The following is a 21,870-nucleotide window of genomic DNA, read 5'->3' as shown; positions in this document are numbered from 1 at the left end:
ATCATGGCAAATCAGTTCACCCGCGAACCGGAGCCGCAACTGCGCGAACCGGAGCGCATCGTGATGACGGCCAGGTGCTCGTCAGCGCAGCAGCGCTATTGGGAGATCGACGCCAGGGATCCGGGCACACCAGCGCTCAACATCGCCGTGAAATGGCGGATCCGCGGGCATCTGGACGCGTCGCTGGCGCAGGATGCGTTCCAGGCGATCCTCGATCGCCATGAATCCCTGCGAACGGCGATCCGGCTGGAGGATGGCCGGCCCGTCCAGGCAATTGCCGAGCATGTTCCTTTCAAGCTGCCGGAGATCGATCTCTCCGGCCTGCCGGAGGCAGGCCGGGCCCGGGAGGCCGACCGCATCGCCCAGAGCGAAGCCTGCACGCGCTTCGATCTCGGCGAAGCCCCGTTGCTGCGGGCGACGCTGCTGCGCAAGAGCCGCGCCGAAGCGGTGATCCTGGTCGTCGCCCATCACATCGTCAGCGACGGCTGGTCGATGGGCCTCATCGCCAAGGATTTCGTCGCGGCCTATCAGGCGCTCGGCCGCGGCCGCGAGCCGGTCCTCTCAGAGCTTCCCCTGCAATACTCCGACTTCGCCGAAGGCAGCCAGGACAGCATGGAAGGCGGTGCGCTGGCACGCGAGGAAGCCTATTGGCAAGGCAAGCTCGCCGATCTGCCTACCGTCGAGGTGCCGGGCGATCGTCCGCGGCCGGCGACGCGGAGCACGCACGCCGCCTCGCTGTCGCGGCTGCTTCCCCGCCCCCTAACCACGGGCCTCGCCGATCTGGCGCGGAAGGAGGGCACGACTTTCTTTTCAGTCGCTTACGCCGTTCTCCTGACCCTGCTTCGGCAACGCACCGGCGCGTCCGACCTCGTGCTGAGCACGCAGATGGCGAACCGGGACGACATCGAGCTGGAAGCGATCGTCGGTCCTTTCGTCAACACGCTCGTACTGCGGACCAAGGTCTCCGGGGATCAGAGCTTCCTCGACCTGTGCCAAGCGGCGCGTGAGACCTTCGAGGACGCGGTCGATCATCATCAATGGCCGTTCGACAGGCTCACCGAACTGCTGCCAAGCCATGGCGACGCCGGCCGGCCGCCGATCTCGATCAACTTCATCGTCCAGCGCGCCTTCATCGGCGAGCTCGCCAACGACAGTTTCCAGCTGTCGGGGATTCCATCGCCTTTGCCGGGCGCGCTCTATGACCTCAACTTCATCCTGGTCGAGCGCGAGGAAGGCTGGCGCCTGACCTGCGAGTATCATCTCGACCTCTATGACGAGGCGACTGCCAGCGAGCTGGCGGCGCAGTTCGAGATCCTGGCAGAGGCGCTCGTCGCCAACCCGGCCGCGAAGCTGCCGCATCCGGCGCCGACCTCCCTGCCGATCGCATCGCCACTCTGGCTGCCGGCGACGCCGGCCTTGCCGCCGGTGATCGACGTGACGGGCCTGCGCCGGACCTGGTTGCAAAAGAGCGGCACGCAGCCGACCTTGTTCGCGCTCAACCACACCGCGCATAATCTCCGCCTGTATCGGCCGCTGGCGCAGGAACTCGGGCCTGACCAGCCTTTCGTCGCGCTGCAATTGCTTGACCCGCTGGTGAACGGCGCAGCGCCGAGCTCGATCGAACAACTCGCCGCCGCCTATTGCGAAGCGATCATCGCGACGGAGCCGAATGGCCGCTATCGGCTTGCGGGCTTCTGCCGCTCCGGCGTGATCACCGTCGAGGTCGCGAAGCAGTTGGTAGCGAGCGGCAGGCAGGTCGATCTGGTCATGCTGATCGACTGCTGGGCACCCGGCTACTTCCTGCGGCAGCCCTATGGCGCACGCCTTTGGTTCCGGCTGAAGCGTGCCGGCCGCTTCGCGCGGCGCTTCTGGCAGGGCGGGCCACGCAGCTTCGTGACGCGCATGTCGTTCTGGCTGCAATCGACCGCCGCCGTCAGGCAGGCGAAGCGACTGATCTTCTGGCGCCCGGCCGAGGAAGCAGCCGACGAGGCCGATTTCTGGCGGACGACCGACGAGCTCGAGGCGCTGGTCCAGCGCTATGCGTTGCCGAACTATAACGGGCGCGTCCTGGTTTTCCGGAGCGGGGCGATCCCGGCCGGCTGGCCGCCGGATGCCACCCTCGGCTGGGCGGGGCATCTTGCGCCGGGCACACCCTGCTTCTCGGTCGACGGCGAAGGCCATGAAGGCGCCTTCTCCGAAGCCGGATCGCGGACCATGGCCGAACGGATTCTCGAGGCCACAGGGCGGAACCGGGGCTGATCGCGGCGCCTTTAGTCGTCGAGGATCAGGGCCGGGCCATCCAGATCGGGGACCAGCCGCGATGGCGCGCGGCCAGCGTGCCGCAATAGCCGGGTGCCGGTTCCAGATCGGCGAGCTGCCAGAGATCGGCCTCCGCCGGGTCGGATTCCACCGTCAGAAGCCGCGCCCTGAACGGATCGAGCGAGACCTCGAAGCTCGATGGCGAGCCGTTGAGGCCGACGCCGATCGCCTTCAGGCAGGCCTCCTTGCGCGTCCAGCAGCGGATGAAGGATTCCTCGCGCAGTTCAGGCGTCAGGGCCGCGAGCATGGCGAACTCCCGCGGCGCGAGACAGCCCGCCAGCAGGTCGGCCGAGACCGGCCTGATCCGCTCGATATCGACGCCGACCGGCATGCCCTCGGCGACCGCGACGATCGCGAGCTCGCCGGAATGGCTGAGATTGAACGCGATCGGGCGCCCGCTGTACTCGTTCACGAGGAACGGCTTGCCGAACGCCGTTTCGCCGAAGCGGAGCCGGGGCGGCGGAATCGGAACGTAGAGCGCCAGGACGCGCCGCAGCCAGTTGCGCGCCACGATGAAGGCGATCCGCGCCTTGGCGTCGTGGAAGCGGTCGGCACGCGCACGCTCCTCAGCCGAGAGGATTCCGCGCCGTTCAGCCGCCTCCATCGCAGGAAGATCGACCCGGCAGCACCAAAGATGCACTTGGGAGGGCGGCAGCGGCATCATGGCGAGGACGCCGTCATGATGCGGCCGCCGACCGGCCCGGCCGGCGGGCGGGCAAGCAGGCCCGGAACCCGCAGAGCGAGCATCGTCAGTACGACGAGAGCGGCGAGTTCCGACAGGAGGGTCACCGCGATCAGCCCGGCCACACCGAAGGTCGCCGCGGCCGGATAGACCGCGAGCAAGCTGAAACAGCCTCCGACAAGCGATGCGATGAAGACGGGCCGCGTGCGCTCCAGCGCCCGGAAGGCGCAGCCGAGGACCAGGCTCGTCAGCGCCATAGGGAAGGTGAAGGCGTACCAGATGATCACCCAGTCGAATTCGAGGATCTCGCCGCCATAGAGCTGGTGCAGCAACCAAGGGCCGAACAGGCCGAGACCGAGAACCGTCGCGCCCCCGGTCAGCCCGGCGAACAGCATCGCGCGACCGAGGGTGCGATGGAGAGCTTGCATGCCCCCCTCGGCAAAGGCCTTCCCGGCCATCGGCGGCACGATGTTCTCCAGCGCCTCACGCACCACGTTGAGTACGGCGAGCAGGCTCTGCGCCGCCCGGAGCGCGCCGAGCACCTTCGGTCCGAACAGGCCGGCCGTCACCAGGAGCCCGCTATAGCTCAGCACCCATTGCACCGAGCCGGTCAGGACCAGCCAGCGCGCCGAGCGCCATTGCCGCGCGGTCACGCTGATCAGAATCTCCCGGCGCCACAGCAGCGGTCCCGACATGCTCAGTCCGCACAGCGTCGACACGGTGGCGGCACCGGCGACGGCCCATAGCGCATTCGCGACGCTGATCATCCCCGCCTGCCAGAGGGCTGCGAGCGCACCGATCTTGAGGAGCTGGTTGATCGCGTCGATCAGCAGGATTCCGGCGGGCCTCCGGCGGGCGAACAGATACCGGCGCAGGAAATCCTGCGTCAGATAGGAGGCTGCGGCCATAGCGCCCGGCAGCGCAGCACCGGCCAGGCCTGAGTCCGCGCCTGCCGCGAGGATCAGGGCGGCGAAGATCGCGGCGGTCGCGACGACGACGTAACCGGCCTGATGCAGGAAGACCACGGTGTAGTAGGCCTCGGCCTCAGCCCCATGCTCTTTGGTGCCGATACTCATCATCGGGCTGACGATGAGGCCGAGCTGAAGACTCATCGCGAGATAGAGCGCGAGCCAGACCATCGTGTAGACGCCGAAGGCTTCGAGACCGAGCGCCCGGGCGAGCAGGATGGTCGTCAGGAAGTTGCAGGCGCTCGACAACGCCTGGTCGGTAAAGGACAACGCCGGATCGCGCATTGCCCGCAGGCGTGCCCATTTGCCCTCGGATACCTTGCCCGGGCTGCGCTGATCTGAGGCGACACTGGCCGGCTCGCGTCGCGCCCGGCCGAAATGCCCACCCATCTTGCCTGCGCTGAACGTCATCGAGCCCCCGCCGGCCATTGTCCGGCCGCATCTTCTCGGGCCAAGTCTAGCGTCGCCCTCGTCCTGACGGCGCTGGGCATAGGGACTGCCCAGAAGGAAGGTTGGCCAGTTGTCTCGCCGGCCTGGCTACCTCGGATGCCCAGCCTGCTTCAGCCCGGCCCGGAGTTACGCTGCTCCCGGGACGGCAGCCGCCGCGCAGAGCAAGGGTCGACCGTGAAGGGAATGCCACGAGCACCGGCCAGCGCCGCAATTGACCGGCGGGCGACCGACCGCTACCTGCCGATCCTGGCGCTCGGCTTTGCCGGCTATGTCGTCTTCGGCAAGAGCTTCGCCTATCTCGGCCTGCCGCCGCTCTTCGTCGGTGAGATGCTGTTCGCGCTCGGCCTGCTCGCCTTCCTCGCCTCGGGTTGCACCGCGGCGCTGCTGACCACCGTGCCGGCGCTCAGCGCCGCCCTGCTGATGGGCTGGGTCCTGCTGCGGACGCTGCAAGGCATCGGTTCCTACGGGGTCGACGCGTTGCGGGACGGCGCGGTCGCGCTCTATGGCGGTTTCGCCTTCATCGTCGCGGCGCTGATCGTGGAGCGTCCGATCCGCATCGCGCAGATCATGGGCTATTTTCGCGTCCATGCCCGCGTGCTCATCCCGATCGCGATCGTGTTCTATCTGATCGCGCGCTTCTTCAATGCCTATATCCCGAAGCTGCCGGGCCAGAATATCGAGATCATCTCGGTGCGCTCCGGCGAACTCGCCGCGCATCTGTGCGGCGCGCTCGTTCTCGTCCTGGTCGGCCTGTGCAGGGTCAGCCGGACCTGGCTCGTCGCCGCGCTCGGCGCGGCCCTGCTCGTGGCCAGCCAGAGCCGCGGCGGCATGCTGGCCCTGCTGCTTCCCCTGCTTTTGTGCATGGTCCTAACCGGCCAGATCGGTCGCCTCGCCAGCATCACCATGGCCCTCACACTCGTCATGATGGTGGCCTACGCCGCCGATTTCGAGCTCGCCCTGCCGCGAGGCGAGCGGCCGATCAGCGCGGCCGCCGTGGTCGAGAACCTCGCCAGCGTCGCCGGATCGAGCGACGCCAATAATCTCGACGGGACCAAGCAATGGCGGCTGAGCTGGTGGCAAGCCATTCGCAACTACACCATCCACGGCCCCTACTTCTGGACCGGCAAGGGCTTCGGCGTGAATCTGGCGGAGGCGGACGGCTTCGTCGTCGGCCTCGAACGCGGCGGACCCATCGTGCGCAGCCCTCACAGCGTACACATGACCTATCTCGCGCGCGGCGGCGTGCCCGGTCTCGCCCTCTGGCTCCTGGCCATCGGCAGCTGGACGATCGCGCTGCTGCGGGCCGCCCATCTCGCCTGGCGGCGCGGCGACCTCGACTGGGCGCGCTATTTCGTCTTCCTGGTCTGCTACCTCGCCTCGATCGTCATCGACGCCTCCTTTGACGTCGCGCTCGAGGGACCGATGCTCGGCATTCCATTCTGGATCCTGTTCGGGATCGGCTTCGGCTCGCTGATGGTCTACCGGGCCTGGCACATCGTCGCGCCGCCGGTCCGCTTCGGTCGCGCTGCACGCGGCGGCGCGCACATCGCCGGCGCAGCTCTTCTCGGAGCGATGACATTGCTGGGCAGCTCGCGCTCCGACGCTGCCGAAAATGCGCATTGCCCATCCGGCTCGATCCTGGTGCCGGTGGGCGCCTCCATCCAGGCGTTTGTCGACAAGGCCGCGCCGGGCGCCACTTTCTGCATCGCAGCCGGCGTTCATCGAGACCAGTTGGTCGCGCCAAAAGATCGACAAACCTTCATCGGTCAGCCCGGCGCCATTCTGAACGGCGCCGAGCTGATCACCGACATCAGCCCGAAGGACACCGTCTGGGTGACCGCCATGCCGCAGTTCGGGACCAAGCGGTTCGGCTCCTGCCTGCCCAATCGCGCCCGCTGCAACGATCCGCGACGTTTCTTTCTCGATGGCCAACCGCTGGAGCCGGTTTCCGACCGTGCCGAGCTGCAGCCGGGCCGCGTCTATTCCGATGCCGCAACGGGGCTGAGCTATCTCGCGGACGATCCGCGCGGCCGAACGCTGGAGCGCGCGCGCCTGCTCTATGCGTTCAACAGCCGGGGCGCGCGCGGTGTCACCGTCAAAGGCCTGATCGTCGAGAAATACGCGACCCCCGCCCAGCAGGGTGCGATCTTCGGCGACGAGCATCCCCGCGCCACCGACTGGCTGATCGAGGACAACGAGGTCCGCTTCAACAGCGGATCCGGGATCGCGACCGGGGAGAGGAGCATGGTCCGCCGCAACAAGGTGCACCATAATGGCCAGCTCGGCATCTCGCCCAACGGCAGCGATGTCGTGATCGAAGACAATGAGATCTATGAGAACAACATCTACGGCTTCGATGCTGCCTGGGAGGCCGGCGGCGTCAAGGCCGGCAAGGTCGAGCGCCTGACGCTGCGCGGCAACCATGTGCACGACAATTACGGCTCGGGGCTCTGGTGCGATGTCGATTGCCGCAACGTCCTGTTCGAGAACAATCTCGTCGAGCGCAATTCGGACGCCGGAATCTTCTACGAGATCAGCTTCGACGCCATCATCCGCAACAATACGGTTCGCCTGAACGGGACCGGGCGCGGCGGCCAGCAGGGCAGCGCCTGGATCTGGGGCGCCGGCATCCAGATCGCCGCGTCCGAAGGCGTGAGCGTCTACGGCAACAAGGTCACCGTAGCTTCGGGCGGCACCGGCATCGTCATCGTCGATCAGGGTCGTGAGCGGCTCGATCAGCCCAGGCTGAAGGACGGCCAAAAGAAGCTGTTCTATCTGACGGCGCGCAACGCCGTGTACGACAATGAAATCGTCTACGACGGCAACTCCGGCCTGTCCGGCGGAGCAAGCGACGCTCCCGCTTCCAATCCGAATTTCGGGATCATCGAAACAGGCGGAAACCGGTTCGACCGCAACACCTATGTGCTGCGCGGACCGACCAATGCCCCGCTCTTCATCTGGGGCGGAGAGCCGGTCTCCTACGAACGCTTCCGCGATCTCGGCCAGGAGGCGAACGGCCGGATCATCCGGGCCGACCAGGGGCCGCCTGCCCAGAACGGCTTAGTCCAGAAGCCCTAGCGCTCAGCCGTCGGACCAGGCTGCCGGCTGAACGCCTGGCGCTAGGATCGCGCACCGGAACCGGTAGATCATCGCGAGGCGAAGAGCTCATGAACATGATTCCGCGCTCGTTCCGCCGCTCCCAGTTCCGCGAAGAACGGTTCAAGACCTATGTCCGCCCGATCATCGACGCGGTGATCGAGAAGCGGGGGGTCTGCCGCATCCTCGACCTCGGAGGGGACGCCGATTACTGGCAGTTCGACCTGCCGCCGTCGGGCGTGGAGATCTCGCTCCTGAACATCGAAGCCAAGCCCCCTTCGCCCGATCCGCGCTTCCATGTCGTCCAGGGCGACGCGCGCGACGTCAATGCGTTCGGCGACCAGAGCTTCGACTTCGTCCATTCCAACTCGCTGATCGAGCATGTCGGGCGCTGGGCCGACATGAAGCGCGTCGCAGCCGAGATCAGACGGCTGGCACCGAACTACTACGTGCAGACACCGAACTTCTGGTTTCCGCTCGATCCGCACAGCAACGCGCCGATCATGCACTGGCTGCCGCAACCGCTGCAGCGGCGGATGGTGTCGAGCAAGGCCCGCGGCTTCTACGCGAAGGCGGCCTCCCTCGACCAGGCGATGCAGATCGTCGAAGGCACCACGATGCTTGACCGGGCCCAACTCGCCGAACTCTTTCCGGACGCGGAGATCCTGACCGAGAACGTCCTGTTCCTGCCGAAATCGCTGATCGCCATCAGGGCTCCCGCCAGGTGAGACAGGTGGGGAACCCCCGGCCGGACTTCGCATTCCTGGCCCTCGCCAAGGATTGTGCAGCCACGATCCCGCCGTTTCTGGAGCTGCTGCAAACGCTGAGGCGCAGCGGCTCGAGCGTTGCCGCCTTTGTCGGGGAGAACGGCTCGCGTGACGGAACGCAGGCGTTGCTCGATCAGGCCCAGAGGCGCGGGGAGCTTATCCTCGTCCCGACCGCGTTCATGGCAAGCGAGCCGGAGCGGCTGAGGCGGATGGCGCTCGGCCGACAGCGGCTCAAGAGCGAGCTCGAAGCATCGGGCCTCGAACCCCGTGTCGTCTGCGTGCTCGACATCGACAACGTCATCGCCGTGCCGCCCTCCATTCCGGCGCTGCTCGCCGCTGCCGCGAAACTGGACCGGCCGGGCGTCTTCGGCGTATCGGCAAGCTCTCGCCCACACTATTACGATCTCCTGGCCTACGAAGACGAGCACAGGTCCTTCACGACGTTACTTGACGAGCTTGCGATCAATCGGTCAGGGATCGTGCAATACTACCGCTTCTTCCGCTCACGCATCTATCCGCACCAGCGCGCCCTCACCTCCGATCGCGAGATCTCCTGCGCCTCGACGTTCAACGGCCTGTGCCTCTATCGCGCCGAGACGTATCGTCTCGGCAGCTATCGTCAGGCAGGCCCCATCATCTGCGAGCATCTCGTCTTCAACCGCCGCCTCGCCGCCCTGACCGGCGGAGCGATGCTGATCGACCCGGATCTGGTGCTGCGCACGCCTCGCGATCACGCCGAGCAGAGCTTCCTGCCCTTCGCCTGGCGGCGCTTTCGCAAGCTGATCTCGCAGCCTCGTCCTCGGCACATCAGCCTGCCGAACCTGCCCGCCGAGTGACGCAACGGAATTTGGTTGCGGCCAACATCTTGACAAATGTGAACAGCCGTCAACATTGACCCGGCGGCAACCAAGCACGCCGACGCCTTGCGCGACGTTTTCGCCACGGAATCGTGCGTCTGGACGCACCGATCACGAAATTATTACCAGGACGATGATTTGGCGACCGGCCATCATTCCTACAGATACGAATCATTTTAGATAAACGAAAATTAGCCATATCTAGTCTGAACTATCATTGATTATAGATTCTAAGCTTATTTCCTATCTCCAACAATCACCTGCAAATTGTTTGAATCTTATTTCAAATATTAAAATAATATATATATTTGAATAATATTTTCATATTTCTTTGTCTATTCGTCCCCGCAGGCGGCAACCCCAGCTGTCTAAAATTCGAAACAGAATCGCGGATACAACTTATGTTAGAATTCATAGTTCAAAGAAGCCGTTTTGGAAATACATCCACGAATCTGGGCAGACAAACGCCGACAATGTGCTATCATCACCCTGAAGATAAGTACCCCAACCTGAGATGGCCTGTACGATCCGTTCTCTCGACGCCTGAATGACCGCTGCTCTCCTGTATTTTTTATCCGTATATCCACCATAAAAATCCACGCAAAATTTGAGACGAACTGCCCCAACAGAACCGGTTGTTTCGATATTTTACGGGCCTGGAAATGGATTTCATGTTGTAAACGATAACTCTCTAATACGTCTTGTCTTGAACTCAATTTTGTTATTTTGCAGAAAATATCATTCGCTAAACGATTTATAGATACAAAAAGAGAAACACACCAAGAAACACGTCTCTGATCCAAGAGATAAGTTTCTGAACTATTCCTTCCCGAATCCAATCGGAGAAAGGCTCTTGGTCTAACCTCCCTCGCGGATCAGCAGCCTCGTACAGAGCTGCGTGCAAAGAATGATCGCCTGGGGCGGGTGTCAATTCAGGGGGCTAGCGAGCGTGACTCCATCCGTCTCCAATATTTCGCCGAGTATCGGCGCTCTCGAGATCGACTTCGATCATCATGGTCTTTTCAACATCTTGGTGGCCGACATGGCCGAGCTGCTGGAAAGCATTGCAGGGGTCGAAGACGCCTGCGCCTATGTCAGCGGCATCGCCGCGCGCCTGGGCACCGGTATCGAGAAACAGTACAAGACGGCACTCGGTGTCCAGCGTCTCAACCGCGATCAACTGCTCGAGATCCTGATCGACCTGAAAAACCGCGCCGGCGGCGCATTCTCGATCGTCGAGCAGGACGAGGACAGGGTCGTGTTCAGCAATTGCGCGTGCCCGCTTGGCCGGGCGGCAGCGAACCGTCCCTCACTGTGCATGCTGACATCGAACATCTTCGGCCGCCTGACCGCCAACGCAGTCGGGTACGCCGCGGTCGATCTGGAGGAGACGATTGCCTCGGGGGCGGCTGAATGCCGCGTGGTCCTCCATCTGAAGCGGATCGAGCCGGGCCCGGGGACGAGGGAATATTACCGAGATGATGCATCTGCAGCTTCGGCATGAGCTGGATCTCGAGGTCTATCTTGAGCCGTCGGTCATCGCCCTGACCGACGGAAGCATCCGTGCGCTCAATCGCGCCGCCAGCCAGCTGCTTGCCCCCGGCCGAGCAGCCACGTCGCTGCTCGACATCTGCGGGAGCCGGGTCGATGCCTTGCGGACCTATCTCCTCGCCTGCTCGGGCTCGCGCCAGCCCCTGATCGAAAGGGTCGGCTTCAATGGTCCCGACGGCCCCGGCGACTACCGCTGCTTCGGCAATGTCCTGATCCCGCGGCGCAAGAGCCAGCCGGCGACGCTCCTCCTGCGGCTCTTCCCCCTGCTCGACCCGCGCTTCTCGGCAGCTGCGGAGCGGATGAGACGCTTGACGGCCGAGCGGCAGCGTCGCCTTGCCATGCAGCAATTCGACGAGTTGCGCAGCGACCGCCTCCGGCTGGTCGAGCAATATTGCTTCGTTGCCGAGGCGCTGCGGATCGTGGAGGCGCGGACGCACCGGCTCGAGGATGAACTCAACCACATCCGAGCCGACGAGCGCGCGCGCATAGCACGGGACCTGCACGACCATACCGGGCAGGAGATGGCCCGGGTCCTCATCGAGCTGAGAGCCTTGCAGGAGAGCACGAAGGGACTTGCAAGACGGCGCCTCGACGAGATCGTCGAGCATGTCACCGGGGTCGGGCGCAAGATCCATCACGCCGTCGTCAGCGGTCGACCACGCATCGTCGAGGAACTCGGCTTCAGCCGTGCCATCGAGGCCATGGCGGCGTCGTTCGCAGCGGATGGGCGGCTCCAGCTCTGTTTCAGGAAGAAGGGGGCCGAGCCGGACCCGATGCCTGCCGTCATCGAGGACACACTCTACCGGGTGGCGCAGGAAGCTCTGACCAACACTCTCAAACATGCACTCGGCGCGCGAAAGCTCGATGTCGTGCTGGACTTCGCGAGGAGTTCGGTCTCGCTCAGCATAGCCGATGACGGCATCGGACTTCGAAGTCAGCCCGAGCGGCCGGGAGATGGGCTCCAGACCGGCATCGGGCTGCCAGGCATGCGCCAGCGCATGGCGGATGTCGGCGGTACGCTCGGTATCGGGCCCCGCTGCGGCAAGGGCACTATCGTCACCGCGGTCGCTCCCTTGACCGGCGTCGTGCCGCGGAGCGTCTCCTCGTGACGACGCGGATCATCCTGGTCGACGACCACCCGGTCGTTCTGGCCGGACTGAAGGCTCTCGTGCTCGGCCAGCCGGATTTCGAGCTGGTGGGACAGGCGAGTTGCGCGGCCGAGGCGCTCGCGCTCGTGCGCGGTCAACGACCGGATCTTGCTGTCCTCGACATGGGGCTTCCCGGCATGAACGGCCTGACGCTGGCCGAGCGCATCCTCGAAGAACTGCCCGAAACCCTGATCGTCATGCTGACCCATTATGCAGAGCCGAGCTATGTCCAGAAGGCGCTGCGGGCCGGCATTCGCGGCTACGTCCTCAAGGCATCGGCGAGCGACAAGGTGGCCCAGGCGTTGAGGACGGTCCTGAGCGGCGGGGTCTATATCGATTCCGAGCTGGAGGATTTCCGCTCGGAATGGATCCGCAAGCTGTGTCCGGCAGCCGGCGTCAGCACGGCGACCGCGAGCGACACATTGACCTATCGCGAGATGCAGGTCCTGCGACTGGCTGCGGTCGGCCACTCCAACAAGGAGATCGCCCGACGCATCGGCCTCGGCATCAAATCGGTCGAGACCTACCGCTACAGGGCCTGCAAGAAGCTGATGCTACACTCGCGTCTCGACATCATCAGATACGGCGCCAGCCATGGCTGGATTCTCGACGTCTGACGATACTGACTAAGCCATTGGCGCGTTGAATTGCCAGACCTGCTCCTGTGAGGAGTACTCAGCTTGGCTTGACTGACACAATAATGGCCAAGCTCCCGTAACGGCATCTCCCGAAGAGCGTCGCGACTTGAACAGCCGTTCCCGCTACGACAGGCCGGGGATAGGGGCCTGCGCTCGGGAACCGCCTTCGAACGGCGGAGCCCGATATTGCGGCCGCGTCCCCACCGAAAAAACGACCAGAGCGGCGGCACGACCATGGCAAGGATTCTCGTTGCCGACGAACATGCGCTCTACCGCACGGGTCTGCGTACGATCCTGCAGGCCGCGTTGCCGGAGGCCGAGCTCCTCGAAGCCGAAGACTTCGACGGCCTGATGCGCAACCTGATGGAAGAACAGCCTATCCATCTCGTGCTGGTCAGCCTTGGCCTGACGGGATCCACCGATCCGGCGATCATCTGGGATTTCAAGCGGGCCTCCCCGACGACACGCTACGTCGTCATCTCGGGCAACGGTACCTTCGACCAGGTCCTCCACTATATCGCGGAGGGCTTCCACGGCTTCATCTCGAAGCTGCAGCGGGACGACGAGATCATCGAAGCGGTTCAGGAGGTGATCGCCGGCCGCCTCGCGGTGCCACGCGGCCTCACCCCGTTCGGCTCGGCCGCCGAGGCCTACCGCTCTCGCGAGGCGCCGCAGCGCCGGACCAGCTCTCAGCAGGATCCGTTCGGGCTGACGCGCCGGCAGCGGGATGTCCTCGCGCTGCTTGCGGACGGGCTCTCCAACCGGGAGATCGCCCAGGCCCTCCATATCGCGGAACCGACGGCCAAGATCCACGTCTCCGCACTGATGCGGACGCTCAACGTCCGCAATCGCACCGAGGCGGCCGTGCTGGCCAAGGATCTCATCCGCATCCTCAAGACCGATCCGACCGGCTGAAACGGCTCGCGCGGAAAGCGGCCGAGCATCAGCGGCTTCCTCTACGGCAACCTAAAGACAATCCCCTCCCCGGCTTGCAAGCCAAGCTGGTGAAATCGGACGCTTTGTCGCAGGTCGCGTGTAAGGCTTTTCCTGACGGGATCGTATTTTTCCTGACAAGACGACTACATCCGAATGAACTAATTATTAACGATGACATTCAGGGTGCTTGCATCCCTCAGTGTCACTTTGTGGCCGTTTTGGATTAGTCACTGCCTGCTTCATCTCGGAATTTCTCAAACAGCGCTACGGAATACCTCCGCTGGTGCGGCTGGGCGACATGCGCCTGGCTGCATCCGCCACCCCAGTTTTGTGTCGAGTAAGAGGGAAGTACCGATGTCAGACATCATCGAGACCGCTGTACTGAGCGACAATGCCCTTCTGCGCGAAGGCATAACCAAGTTGTTGGATGGCGCTCGCTTCCACGTAAGCCAGAGAACCACCAGTCTCGACCTGCATCGATACGATAACGGCCAGCAGGCGCCCGATCTTTTCATCGTCGTGATCGACGACATGTCCTGCTCCATCGTCGGCGACATCAAGCGACAGTTCAAGAGCGCCAAGATCGTAGCGCTCGCCCTCCGCGGCAGCCGGGATTTGATGCATCGCGCGATGCAGCTCGGTGCGGTCGGCTATCTCGTCGAGTCCGTCTCGGCACAAGATCTCATTACCTCGCTCGAAGTCGTCATCGCCAACGGCGCAGTGTTCCCGCCCGAGCTGCTGTCGCAGCTCTCCGAGGTCGCGGTCGAGCCGCAGCGCCTGCTGCAGGGCGTGCAGCGCCGGGCTGACGGCTCCCCGTTCCAGGGGCTTTCGGTCCGCGAGGTGAGCATCTTGGAAGGGCTCATGCTCGGCGAGTCCAACAAGGTGATCGCACGCAAGCTGGAGATCGCCGAAGCCACCGTGAAGGTGCACGTCAAGGCGATCCTTCGGAAGGTCCGGGTCAGGAACCGTACCCAGGCGGCGATGTGGGCCATGCAGAACGCGGTAACCCGGATTCCGGTCGTCGAAGAGGCCGACACCGCGGAAGCGGCGCCGATGCCGATGATCCAGGCGAGGCCCGACATGGCTTCCGCTCCTCGGCACGTCTGACCGCACCGGCTCCAGCAGCGGAACTGCGCCAATGATCGTGACAATCGTGACCCCGACGCTGAACGCCGTCGACTATCTCAAGGAATGCATCGAATCCGCGCGCCGCAATGCGACGCGCGGGATCGAGATCGAGCATGTCATCGTCGACGGCGGCAGCACCGACGGGACCGTGGAGCTCGCGCGCAGCTATGGGCTGAAGGTGATGCAGGGCAAGGACAGCGGCATCTTCGACGCCATCAATAAGGGCTCGTTCAATTCTTCGGGCGAATTGCTGGGCTTCCTGGGCGCCGACGATGTGATGCTCCCGGGCGCGGCGGCGGCGGTCGTCGACGCCTACCGCAAGAGCCGGCGGCGCTGGGTCGTCGGCGCGATCCGATGGATCGATTCGAACGGACATGGCCTCGGCGGGCTCGCGGCGCCTCCGAACTGGATGACGCCGGCGATGCTTGTCTGCCTGGGCTGGAATCCGATCATGCACATGGCGACCTACTTCTCCCGGACCTTTTTCGAGGAACTGGGCGGGTTCGACATCGCCTACCGGGACGCCGGCGACTACGACATGTTCTGCCGGGCCCTGGCGAAGGAGCCTTACGGCCGGATGACCCAGCCGATCGCCTGCTTCCGACGGACGGGCGTCAACAACAGTGCGATCCATGGCAGCCGTACCGCCGCCGAATGCGCGCGGGTCTACGCCCAGCACGGACCTTCATCGCAGGCGGAACGCCTGTTCTGGCGGGTGCTGCTGAAGGCCTATTTCAACCTCGGCAATCCCGACTGGATGCTGTCGAAGATGGCCGACACGACGCGTGCGACGCTGAGGCTTCAGCCGAAAGCGCATTTCTGACCCGCCCGGTCACCAGGCTGCTCAGGCAAGCCACATTCCGACGGGCCATGCCAGTCCGCCGGGGTGTCGGTTGTCCGGCGCTGAAGCGTCAGCGCATCGTGGGCTGACATTGGCGCTGCCCAGGATCAAGCTTCCGTCGTCCTTGTGTCAGCAGCAGGACACAGGCGACGAGTGGCCAGATGGCGCAGACCAGAGCAACGATGAGGATGTCTTTGGCGGTGAGCCGCTCACGCTCGGCTTCAAGAACCGAATTGAGCGCGATCAGGCTCGCGATCAGCAGATGGGCCGCCGCTAGACTGACGAACGTGATGACCATCTGAACCGCCTATCGGCGAATGGCTTCCGTAGGTCACGCTAGCGCCAACGCAGGCATCGGCAAGGAGGCAGGAAGGTATCTCTGCCGACCATTCGGGACTACCGCAGCGGCCCGGCGTACAGCACAGCAACCGCCTCGCGCGCCATAAGCGCAGAGGATATCGCAGTGGCCAATCCCGATCGCAGCGCGCTCGCTCAGACCAGCCGAAACGCATCGCCGTCCATCACGCTCGGAATGTCGAAGGCGACCCATTGCCGCTGTCCGTCGCGCATCCAAGGCGCGCCTTCGATGATCCTCGGCCGTCGGGCCAAGCCCAATGCTCGGCAAGGCGGAAGGCTGTGCCCTCGGCCCCCACTGCCGTAAGCAGAGCGTGGATCACGGTGACCGGTCCGCCATTCCCCCAGCCTAGAGAACGGAGGGAGGCGTACACGAGAAGCGTGCCCCCAGGGGCGCGCCCAGCGACAGCAGATCTTTCCCAAGGCTTGCCACCGTGACTGGCCTTGCGCTTCTGGCGATGCCTTCTTCTTGGGTCGTCCGGCATCCGGCCAGGCGAGATCCCGCTGCCCTTCGCCATCAGCCCGGCACCAATCATGCGAGCGCGCATTCGCACAGTCCGGCAATAGCCTAAGCAAGCCGGCGCAACGGCTCAGTGCCCCTCGCCGCCCCCGAGATAGGCGGCGATGAGTTTTGGATCGTGGATCAAGGTATCTGCCTTGCCCTGCTGGACGATCTCGCCGGTCTCCAGCACATAGCCGTAATCGGCGGTCTCGAGCGCGGCGCGGGCATTCTGTTCGACCAGCAACACCGAGACGCCGAGCTCGCGCATCGTGATCGGCAGGGTGCTCAATGCCCATATCGACGACCGCTTCGTCATCGATCCCGAGCGCCGCTACATCGACACGCCAGGGCTGAAGCTCATTGCCCGCCTGCACGCGAGCGGGGGGTATCTGCGCTCGACGGATCGGTTCGATATGGTTCGGCCGAGCTGGGCGAAGCGGCAGGCAAAGCGCCCTGCGACGCCAGAAGCCTAAAGCCCGCTTGGCATGCCCCCATGAGCGGCCGGTTCAGGCTCGTTCATGGTTGGCTTGTGGCAAAAATCATTCCCACTCGATTATTTCCTAGTACCATAACCAATTGATATTGCGCGCAAAAAAATTTTCCGACGTTCTCTATACCGTCAGGCACACCGTCAAAAACACCGGCTATTGAAAACACTGGTCTTTTTGGTTGGTTTCCGGAATTTGATCCTTCGCGGTCTATCGCGGCGCACGGAAAGCCAACTCCCCTCCTGACCGCGTTCGCACCCCCCGCCGCCTGTACGCCCCGGTACGACTGTTCCCTTACATCCTCCGCCCCACTATACCGTCAGCCGCCGCTAAACTGTTCAATGTATGTCGTTTTCCTCCGCTCCGCGGCATACCGGATTGCTGGCCTTCGCTGAGTCCGGCATTTCAACAGCGGTTATCGGCCTCACCTGTCAGTTATCATTGGCGGATTGGAGAATCTCCTGCTGCATTACTCGAGCTTTGCGCCGCCCACTGCAGGGCGTCACCGAACACGAGCCGCGATGGCGGCTCAAACTGCGCAGCAAGCGCGACGATCCGATGGGCGAGCCGCTTCGGATCGTCCGGCTAGTTGCCGTTTGCGCTGTCGATGAAGGCACGATCCTGCGCGATCGCTTCGGCATAACCCGCGACATCGATGCTGCCGAAACTCGGGGACCTAAAGGCGGAACGAGGCGATGGTCGTTATTCAAGCCTTCGCCTTAGTGATGAGTTCCAGCGCCCGCCGGAGATCATCAGCGACCAACTCCGACAGCTCATCGAGACGAGCGAGGCCGGGCGTGCGTTGCGCCGCCCCAGTCGCGCTCCACGTAAGATCGAGCCGGCAGTCAGCGTTCGCGAGGACGTGAGACGTCGCAAATTGCCGGTGCCGATCGCCGCTTTCCCGATGATCCGATTTGAACAGCGTTACGAATTCGCGAAGGTCTTCAGCCTGCAGCGGCTTGGTACGGAGCGAAAAGCGCTTGTCAGACCGAAGGTCATAGACCCAGATCGATTCCGCAGGACCGCCGGAGGCGCGAACCGGCTTGTCGAAAAAGACGACGTTTGACTTAACGCCCGCGGCATAAAACAGGCCCGGCGGAAGCCGCAGGATGGTGTGGAGCCGGCATGTCTCAACCAAGCGGCGGCGAACCGATGCTGCGGCACCGGTCTCAAAGAGAACATTGTCTGGCACGACGACCGCCGCACGGCCGCCCGGTTTCAGCAGCGCCACGATGTGCTGCATGAAGTTCAACTGCTTGTTGGCGGTCTGAACCCAAAAGTCGGGGCGAACGATAGTAAGGCTGTCGTCGACCCGGGACGACTTCCCTTGTGAATAGGTCACGCTGCCTTTGATGCCGAAGGGGGGATTCGTAAGCACCACATCGACCTGCATCTTTGGTGGTGCCTTCAGGCTGTCCTCGCACGCGATCGGCAGCTCATCTTCGGCATTGCCGCCGACGCCATGCAGCAGCAGGTTCATCGTGGCTAACCGTGCAACCTCTTCGACGAGTTCGACCCCGCGGATCGCTTTGGTGGCAAGCTGTTTGCGTTGCCGCGGCGTCATTTTCGGGATTATTCTCTCGGAGGTAGTCGTGAGCCGCGAGCAAAAATCCGGCTGTGCCGCACGCTGGATCACAGATGACTTCGCCCAGACGCGGATCCACACAAGCGACAACGGCCTCGATCAAGGGGCGCGGAGTGAAATACTGGCCTGCCCCGCTCTTGGTGTCGCGTGCATTCTTCTCAAGCAGCCCCTCGTACGCGTCCCCTTTCAGATCATCGGATAGGCCTGTCCACTCCGTCTGGCCAATCAGATCAACGATGAGGAGCCGCAGTTTTGCGGGATCGCGTATCTTGTTTTTGGCGTTGCCAAAAATCAGGCCCAGCATTCCTCCCAGCTCACCGAGGGCGGGCAGAATACGGGTGTAATGCGCGTGCATCTCGACCGCATCAAGGCTGGCAAGAACGCCCCACGAGAGCTCCTTTGGGACCATCTCACCCGCTTGCTCGTCCGCCATCTTGAGAAACAGCAGATAAGTAAGCTGCTCGACATAATCTGGGTAAGACAAGCCATCATCCCGCAGGATATTGCAATACTGCCAGAGGCGACGAACAATGTTCTGTGCGCCATCGGCGCGTTGCTGGGTTCCCACCATAATCAGAGCTTCAACACCACGTCGTTAATCCACCAAATATCACGAAACGATTCGACGTAGACCTTGGCCGCAGCCGCGTACTGCGCCCTCGGGTTCAGCCGCCTTTTGAGGTCACCGATCACATCCTTGAAGGCTTGCGAGGCTTGCGGCATCCCAAGGTAGTCGTTCGGCGCTTCTCGCTTGCCGCGCTCCACGTCGCGCTCAATAATGTTGTAGAGCGTCATGCGGCCCTCCACGAACTTTGGCCAGTTTAGGTGCAGGCCCAATCGACTGGCGGCGATCTTGGCTTCAGCGACAGCATTTCCGCGATACTGCGGAGACAGATCGATCTCGCCGTTCGGTAAAAACGTCAGCAAAATCGGATCCCCGGGGTCGGTGGGATCCAGCAAAGCCGGATGCTCAAGACGGATGTCGTCGCCTGGCTCGGTTGCGCGTACACCGGTCGCGAGAAGCGGGAAATGGGTCGATTTCCCGCCGGCAACGCGGGCGCCCGGAGCAATCCGTGGCCGGTTCGCTCGCTGACAGCTCAACCGCATGTTGCGCCAGTCAAAGGCCAGCCAATAGTAGCCGGGATGACGCCGGTCCTCTTTTACCTTCCCCTTCGGCCGGAAATGGTCGATGTCGTTGTCCGCGCCAGGACTCTCACACTCGGTGTACCAGCATTTGCCGCCCGACGCGCCCTCGAAGGCGTCGCGCAACGCAGTCCACCGGTTCTGGTTTGCCTCAATGAGCGCAGCCCGACGGCGGGGGTCGGCTTCGGCCATGATGAGGTCTTGCGCCGTTTGCAGATCGGCGAGCAGATGCCGGATGTTGGGCAGGATATCTTCCAAATTAATGTACTGCATCGCGTTACGACATGCCCTGCTCGCGACGCAGCTCCTCGACGATGCGAGCGGCTAAACGGCTCCGCGCCTGCTGCTGTTCAGGGGTGAGTTCCACAGTCTCGCGCCAGCGAGGGTCCTCCTGGGCAGTCCAGGCCTTCAGGAATTCCTGATAAAGTGGATCGCGCTGCGTCAGGTCGAAACCGCGCCCGCGCAGCACCTCCCGCAGCCGCGCCAGTTCGGCCTGATCGTCATCAGTGAGGTTCTCCTTCATGGCCAACAGGCGTTGCTTATCAAGATCCGCCTGGGTTTCGGGGTCCAATGTGGTGCGCAGCCGGAAGAGATCGCTTGTTAGAATAGCTGCGACGCCCATGCCCCGCGGGTCTTGGTCAGGAGGGTCAGCAACGGCGCACCCCTGTTCGTCACGCCGAAAAATCCGCACCTGTTCGCGCTTCAATCCAGCGAAGACCAACGGATCATGCGTCGACATCACAATATGGCAACTGTCCCGATCGCGGATGAAACGGTCGAGGAAACTGAGATACTGAGTGCTCCAGGCGGGGTTCAAATGGGTGTCCGGCTCATCGAGCAGGAAGAGAGCTTCATCCCTCGCGGTAAATTTCAGAAGCCCGAGCACGAGCAACAACTGCTGTTCGCCCTCGCTCAAGTCGCGGTAGGTCACGTTCCCGCCGCCAGCTTCCGGCGTCATCTTGACGCGAGTGCGCACCTCGCCGAGCACTTTCGATAGGTGCATGCTCTCCAATGCCGTGAAGAAGGCATATTGGTTGCCGTAGGTTCGGTAAACTTCGGCCAGCGCGTCGGTGTTGGAGAGGAACAGGTATAAGCTCTGAACGATCGGGTTCTTGGTCAAGTCGATCGGAATTCGCCGCGTCATACGGAGCGGCAACAGTGCCTTGTCGTAAAGGTAAGCAAGAAACTGCTGAACCTCGCCCACGGCGTTCCAGAAACGCGGATCGCCGCCTTTGCGCTTCCACGGCGGCTCCTTGAGAGCGAACAGAACACTGTCGAGACCCTCGATTTGCAGGTGGTCGCGAAGGAAGTCGCGGTCGGCCTTCGACGCCTCACTCGCCTCCATGAAGAAGGCGATCAGGGCGAACTGGCCGTGCAGCGTTTCGGCGTAGAACAGCCGTCGCAGCGAATTCGGGTCAGCGATCGCCTTCCCACGTTGCTCCGGCGCTTTGATGATCCAGCTGTAAAAGCGCTCCCGATGCTTCTCGAAGATCGACGTTAGGCGATCACTCGGCCCAGAGTAATAGCCGAACACAAACGCCGGCCGGTGGCGAGGCCGCCCATCCGCGTCCTCCGCCATGAAGGCCTTGCGGGATAAGTCCGCGAACGACTCTTCGCCCGGCCGCCTTATCCGAAAGCTGGGATGCTGGTCGGCCTTCGCCTTGACCGATATGATGTTGTCACGGCACTCATATTGCAGCTCGTAGTCGAAGGGGGCCTCCACATCGAGATCGAGGTTGCGGAAGACCAGCGCTAGGCCCTCGATCAGATTCGACTTCCCGGCACCGTTTTCGCCAACGAGGACGGTGTAAGGTGAGAGCTCGTCGAAGACGACGTTAAGGTCACGAAGGTTTTTGAAGGAGCCGATCCTGACCTTCTCAAGCCGCATCGACGATCTCCACTTCGGCGTTCTCGGTTGCCTCGCCTCTCAGCCGCAAGCTTCCTTTCATGCCCTCGCGAAGCGCGAGGTAGAAAAGTTCGACATGCTCGGGCATGTCGCGATTGTATCCCGCTAATGCGAACAGATCCGGCAAGGGAAGAACCCCGCCATTCTCGCGGAGGACGGACGTCAGATCAGGACTTGGCTCCGCCTGTCGCGATGGGCGTGGTTTACGTTGCGGCATATTCTTTCCTCCCGAGCTCTTCGTCGTCACCGCGGTCACAGCCTGCGGCGGACCGCCCAGCCTGATTGCGAGCGCCGACGCCGGCTCATCGTTGGGATCCTGAGGAGCGAGTTCTCCGGCCACGGCCGCAGCGAACAGCTCCTGCTCGAGATCAGGCAGGCGAGCCAACGAGGTCCGTACGGCTGATATCTGTTGTTGTGTGATGCGCAGCCGATCTCGCGCCGCCTGCACAATCCTCGCCTGCTCCGCCAAAGGTGGCGTCGGGAACGGCAACGCCCGGTATCGCTCTAGGCC

The 21,870-nt window shown here is 63.3% G+C and carries 19 protein-coding genes and 2 pseudogenes; 11 read left to right on the top strand and 10 right to left on the bottom strand.

The annotated features are described in order from the left end of the window. Positions 1–3: 3 nt before the first annotated feature. Positions 4–2,259 carry a condensation domain-containing protein gene (locus CXY91_RS07290; protein ID WP_100960023.1) on the top strand — a complete coding sequence of 752 codons (2,256 nt, stop codon included), beginning with the start codon at positions 4–6 and terminating at the stop codon, positions 2,257–2,259. A gap of 25 nt (positions 2,260–2,284) precedes the next feature. Here the strand turns inward: CXY91_RS07290 and CXY91_RS07285 are convergent, their stop codons facing one another. Together CXY91_RS07285 and CXY91_RS07280 are read right to left on the bottom strand one after the other, a co-directional pair. Further along, positions 2,285–2,983 carry a 4'-phosphopantetheinyl transferase family protein gene (locus CXY91_RS07285; protein ID WP_100960021.1) on the bottom strand — a complete coding sequence of 233 codons (699 nt, stop codon included), beginning with the start codon at positions 2,981–2,983 and terminating at the stop codon, positions 2,285–2,287. After that, positions 2,980–4,380 carry a lipopolysaccharide biosynthesis protein gene (locus CXY91_RS07280; protein ID WP_158673301.1) on the bottom strand — a complete coding sequence of 467 codons (1,401 nt, stop codon included), beginning with the start codon at positions 4,378–4,380 and terminating at the stop codon, positions 2,980–2,982. The genes CXY91_RS07285 and CXY91_RS07280 overlap by 4 nt, the downstream gene beginning before the upstream one ends. A 222-nt stretch (positions 4,381–4,602) precedes the next feature. Between CXY91_RS07280 and CXY91_RS07275 the strand changes: the two genes are divergently transcribed. From CXY91_RS07275 to CXY91_RS07235, 9 genes are all read left to right on the top strand, one after another. Next, the gene (locus CXY91_RS07275; RefSeq protein ID WP_158673300.1) at positions 4,603–7,497 is read left to right on the top strand and encodes a right-handed parallel beta-helix repeat-containing protein; all 2,895 of its coding nucleotides are present in this window, start codon (positions 4,603–4,605) and stop codon (positions 7,495–7,497) included. Positions 7,498–7,586: 89 nt separating this feature from the next. Further along, positions 7,587–8,243 (top strand): class I SAM-dependent methyltransferase, encoded by a 657-nt coding sequence (locus CXY91_RS07270; RefSeq protein ID WP_100960015.1) that lies wholly within the window; start codon positions 7,587–7,589, stop codon positions 8,241–8,243. A gap of 5 nt (positions 8,244–8,248) precedes the next feature. Then, entirely contained in the window at positions 8,249–9,118 is an 870-nt protein-coding gene (locus CXY91_RS07265) for an HAD family hydrolase (protein WP_248307389.1), read from the top strand. 970 nt (positions 9,119–10,088) lie between these two features. Continuing rightward, a complete protein-coding gene (locus tag CXY91_RS07260) occupies positions 10,089–10,643 on the top strand; it encodes a methanogen output domain 1-containing protein (RefSeq protein ID WP_100960011.1) in 555 nt (184 codons plus the stop codon). After that, the gene (locus CXY91_RS07255; RefSeq protein WP_100960009.1) at positions 10,618–11,799 is read left to right on the top strand and encodes a sensor histidine kinase; all 1,182 of its coding nucleotides are present in this window, start codon (positions 10,618–10,620) and stop codon (positions 11,797–11,799) included. Before CXY91_RS07260 ends, CXY91_RS07255 begins: the two co-directional genes overlap by 26 nt. Then, positions 11,796–12,455, top strand: coding sequence for a response regulator (locus CXY91_RS07250; protein ID WP_248307388.1), 660 nt, complete (start codon positions 11,796–11,798; stop codon positions 12,453–12,455). The genes CXY91_RS07255 and CXY91_RS07250 overlap by 4 nt, the downstream gene beginning before the upstream one ends. A 255-nt stretch (positions 12,456–12,710) precedes the next feature. After that, positions 12,711–13,391: a LuxR C-terminal-related transcriptional regulator gene (locus CXY91_RS30845; protein ID WP_248307387.1), complete on the top strand. Its 681-nt coding sequence runs from the start codon at positions 12,711–12,713 to the stop codon at positions 13,389–13,391. A 375-nt stretch (positions 13,392–13,766) separates the two neighbouring features. Beyond that, the gene (locus CXY91_RS07240) at positions 13,767–14,519 is read left to right on the top strand and encodes a response regulator transcription factor (protein ID WP_100960006.1); all 753 of its coding nucleotides are present in this window, start codon (positions 13,767–13,769) and stop codon (positions 14,517–14,519) included. A gap of 31 nt (positions 14,520–14,550) precedes the next feature. Then, on the top strand, positions 14,551–15,363 hold the full coding sequence (locus CXY91_RS07235; protein ID WP_091829548.1) for a glycosyltransferase family 2 protein: 813 nt from the start codon (positions 14,551–14,553) through the stop codon (positions 15,361–15,363). 88 nt (positions 15,364–15,451) lie between these two features. On the opposite strand, the gene CXY91_RS07230 is transcribed toward CXY91_RS07235, so the two are convergent. From CXY91_RS07230 to CXY91_RS07220, 3 genes and pseudogenes are all read right to left on the bottom strand, one after another. Continuing rightward, complete coding sequence (locus CXY91_RS07230) at positions 15,452–15,679, bottom strand: hypothetical protein (protein WP_100960004.1); 228 nt, start codon at positions 15,677–15,679, stop codon at positions 15,452–15,454. 223 nt (positions 15,680–15,902) lie between these two features. Beyond that, positions 15,903–16,220, bottom strand: coding sequence for an AAC(3) family N-acetyltransferase (locus CXY91_RS31285; RefSeq protein WP_465246848.1), 318 nt, complete (start codon positions 16,218–16,220; stop codon positions 15,903–15,905). Between the two features lie 105 nt (positions 16,221–16,325). Further along, positions 16,326–16,508 (bottom strand): annotated as a pseudogene (locus CXY91_RS07220) (ABC transporter ATP-binding protein); the annotation flags it as partial. Positions 16,509–16,518: 10 nt separating this feature from the next. Here CXY91_RS07220 and CXY91_RS07215 point away from each other — a divergent pair. Next, the gene (locus CXY91_RS07215) at positions 16,519–16,710 is read left to right on the top strand and encodes a hypothetical protein (RefSeq protein ID WP_100960002.1); all 192 of its coding nucleotides are present in this window, start codon (positions 16,519–16,521) and stop codon (positions 16,708–16,710) included. A gap of 721 nt (positions 16,711–17,431) precedes the next feature. On the opposite strand, the gene CXY91_RS31095 is transcribed toward CXY91_RS07215, so the two are convergent. The 5 genes and pseudogenes from CXY91_RS31095 to CXY91_RS30070 form a co-directional block, all read right to left on the bottom strand. Beyond that, entirely contained in the window at positions 17,432–18,250 is an 819-nt protein-coding gene (locus CXY91_RS31095; protein WP_282569370.1) for an HsdM family class I SAM-dependent methyltransferase, read from the bottom strand. Next, positions 18,162–18,881, bottom strand: a complete 720-nt coding sequence (locus tag CXY91_RS31090; RefSeq protein WP_199777375.1) for a class I SAM-dependent DNA methyltransferase — start codon at positions 18,879–18,881, stop codon at positions 18,162–18,164. The genes CXY91_RS31095 and CXY91_RS31090 overlap by 89 nt, the downstream gene beginning before the upstream one ends. Positions 18,882–18,883: 2 nt before the next feature. Further along, positions 18,884–19,726, bottom strand: a complete 843-nt coding sequence (locus tag CXY91_RS07205) for an HNH endonuclease family protein (RefSeq protein ID WP_099503632.1) — start codon at positions 19,724–19,726, stop codon at positions 18,884–18,886. 4 nt (positions 19,727–19,730) lie between these two features. Next, on the bottom strand, positions 19,731–21,341 hold the full coding sequence (locus CXY91_RS07200) for an AAA family ATPase (RefSeq protein WP_099503634.1): 1,611 nt from the start codon (positions 21,339–21,341) through the stop codon (positions 19,731–19,733). Beyond that, positions 21,331–21,870, bottom strand: a pseudogene (locus CXY91_RS30070) (hypothetical protein); the annotation flags it as partial. The gene CXY91_RS07200 and the pseudogene CXY91_RS30070, both read right to left, overlap by 11 nt.

The sequence above is a fragment of the Allobosea sp. FBZP-16 genome (assembly GCF_002831785.1).
In the GTDB taxonomy this organism is placed as follows: Bacteria; Pseudomonadota; Alphaproteobacteria; order Rhizobiales; family Beijerinckiaceae; genus Allobosea; species Allobosea lupini.
The sequence above is the reverse complement of the archived record's forward strand: the minus strand, read 5'-3'. Positions and strand labels throughout refer to the sequence as shown.